Source organism: Rhizobium sp. CRRU65 (assembly GCF_048551595.1).
GTDB lineage: Bacteria > Pseudomonadota > Alphaproteobacteria > Rhizobiales > Rhizobiaceae > Rhizobium > Rhizobium leguminosarum_J.
In genome coordinates this window covers 1-2,582 of the sequence record NZ_JBLYZH010000042.1, presented here as the reverse complement: position 1 = coordinate 2,582, position 2,582 = coordinate 1, and the positions used below count along the sequence as shown (strand labels likewise).

Sequence of the window (2,582 nt, the reverse complement as noted above, 5' to 3'; positions counted from 1 at the left end):
CGTCTGTAATCTCGTCACGCGAAGTCGTCGCCACCTCTGTGAGCCGCCGCGACGACGCCGAAAACAATGCGACGATCTACACGCTCGCTTAACCTAGCGCATATGAGGGTTAGGGTGAGGGGCAGCCGCGGCGCGAACCGGACAGCCGCGCCTCGTGCCGAGGTCGGCTCAGAATTCCGTCCAGTCGGGATCCTGGCTCGGCGATGTGCTGCTGCCGGCGCCGAAGGCGTTGGCGATCTTCTGGCCCAGCGCTCGGGCCGGCGAGGCGGCCGGGCGGGCGGTGCCTTCGCGGGCGACGCGGATCGGGGCTGCCCTGGCTGCCGGGCGGGCGGCAGCGCGAGGTGCTGCGGCGATTGGCGCGCTCGTGGTGAAGCCGCCGGTGCCGGTCAGCCTGAATTGGCCGAGCAGATTGTTGAGCGCTGACGCTTCCGTAGCCAAGTTATGGCTGGCGGCTGTCGATTCCTCGACCATCGCCGCATTCTGCTGCGTGCCCTGGTCCATGGTGTTGACGGCGGTGTTGATCTCTTGCAGCCCGATCGATTGTTCGCGGGAGGCTTCGGCGATCGCGTGGACGTGCTGGTTGATCTCCTGCACCTCTTGGACGATCGAATCGAGCGCCTTGCCGGTTTCGCCGACCAGCGAGACGCCGGTCTGCACATGCGAGCCGGAGGTGCTGATCAGCGCCTTGATCTCCTTGGCGGCCTTGGCCGAGCGCTGGGCGAGCTCGCGCACTTCCTGGGCGACGACCGCAAAACCCTTGCCGGCATCGCCGGCGCGGGCGGCTTCGACGCCGGCGTTCAGAGCCAAAAGGTTGGTCTGGAAGGCGATGTCGTCGATGACGCCGATGATGTTGGAGATTTCGCCCGAGGACTTCTCGATCTGCTGCATGGCGGAGACGGCCTTGCGGACGACCTCGCCGGATTTCTCGGCGCCGAGGCGGGTGCGGGCGACGAGTTGGCTTGCTTCCTCGGCCCGCTTGGCGGCGTCGCGCACCGTCGTGGTGATCTCCTCCAGCGCTGCTGCCGTTTCTTCGACGGAGGCTGACTGCTGTTCCGTCCGCTGGGAAAGCTGGTCCGCGGAGGAACGAATCTCGTTGGCGCCAGCGCCGATCGCCCGGGCATTGGCGCCGACCGTATGCAGGGTTTCGTTGAGCTTCTCGACCGAGTTGTTGAAATCCTCACGCAGCGCATCGAGATGCGCGACGAAGGGCTCCGCGATATGCGAGGCGAGATCGCCGGCGGCGAGGCGGCGCAGGCCGTCGCCGAGTGCGGTGACGGCGCGGTCGAGTTCCGATGCTTCGCGGGCCTTCTGCGCCTCGCGGTCGCGGCGCTCGCTGTCGCTGACGTCGCGGTCTGTTTCGGCGCGCGCCTCGATCCGGGCACGCTCGATCGCATTGTCGCGGAAGACCGAAACCGCCTTTGCCATCTGGCCGACTTCATCGCCGCGGTCGAGGCCGCTGACATCGCTTGTCGTATCGCCCTCGGCAAGCCGGGTCATGCGCAGGCGCAGCTGCGTCATCGGGCCGGCGATGCCCTTCTGGGCGACGACCACGCTGAAGCCGACGGCGGCGAGAACGGCGATGCCGATCAGCACGAAACAGAAGACGATCCGTCCGTTGACGGAAGCCGAGAGTGCGTCGCCGCCATCGTTGAGCATTGCCATCATCGCATCATTGTTGGCGATCATCTTCGGCGTCAGCGCATCGAGCTTGGCATTGATCAGGGCAACATTCGAAAGCGCGCCGGCGCTGTCCTTGGCCTTGCTCTGTTCGATGATCTTGTTTGCCAGGGTTTCGATCTCATCGATGCCGGCCTGAATCTCATCGATCGCCGGCTTGCGGCTGGGCACCAGCGCCAGCGCCTGCTTCATGCGGTCACGCGCCTGCGGCAGCTTGCTCGGTGTGGCGAGCGCCGTCTGGAATGCCGGCGTATCGGGCTTCATGTCGGCAATCAGGGTGACCTGCAGCACCGAGGCCACCGCCGATGCGCTGGCGCGCGCGCTCAGCATCGAGGCCTGCGCTTCATGATCGATGAAGGCGCTGTAGGCCGCATCCGCACGGCGGAATTCGGAGATGACATAGATCAGCCCGGCCATCGTGATCAGCCCCATGAGCGCCACGACCGATATGATTTTTGTGCGGATTTTCAGATGTTTCAGCATGGAAATGTCACCCGATTGACGGGGCGTGTCGCGCCCGGTGCTTTTGAAATCAATTGTTGCAGAAAACGCGGCTTCAATATCGCGGTTTAGGGATTACGTTTGGGCTGACGCTTGCATCATGCGATCGGCTGGCGGGGTCCGATGTCGTCGCAACAAATAAGAGGCGATATTCTTTAATTCCGCGCTAACACGAGGCGGGGGATGGCTGTGATTTTTTGGGGCTGAGAGGTTGCAGTCACCTAGCGCGTATGACGGGCACCGAGATCAAGCCTCGGAGCGCCGCCATTCAAGAGAGCCTCATCCTTGTACGTTGCCGTTGCTGTATAAAGGGGCTGTGCGGCGGGGATGCGTGTCATCCTTGGGTCTTGAACTCGTACCTCAGCAAGCATCTCCGTCGCCATGTCTTCGCTCGAACGGTTGGT

General features: G+C 64.0%; 2 protein-coding genes. Both read right to left on the bottom strand.

Translation table 11 applies throughout. The annotated features are described in order from the left end of the window. Positions 1-168: 168 nt before the first annotated feature. Positions 169-2,160, bottom strand: coding sequence for a methyl-accepting chemotaxis protein (locus tag ACM5SV_RS36545; RefSeq protein WP_128439624.1), 1,992 nt, complete (start codon positions 2,158-2,160; stop codon positions 169-171). A 239-nt stretch (positions 2,161-2,399) separates the two neighbouring features. Then, positions 2,400-2,582 (bottom strand): hypothetical protein (locus ACM5SV_RS36540; RefSeq protein WP_419425526.1); only part of this gene is annotated, 183 nt, incomplete at its 5' end.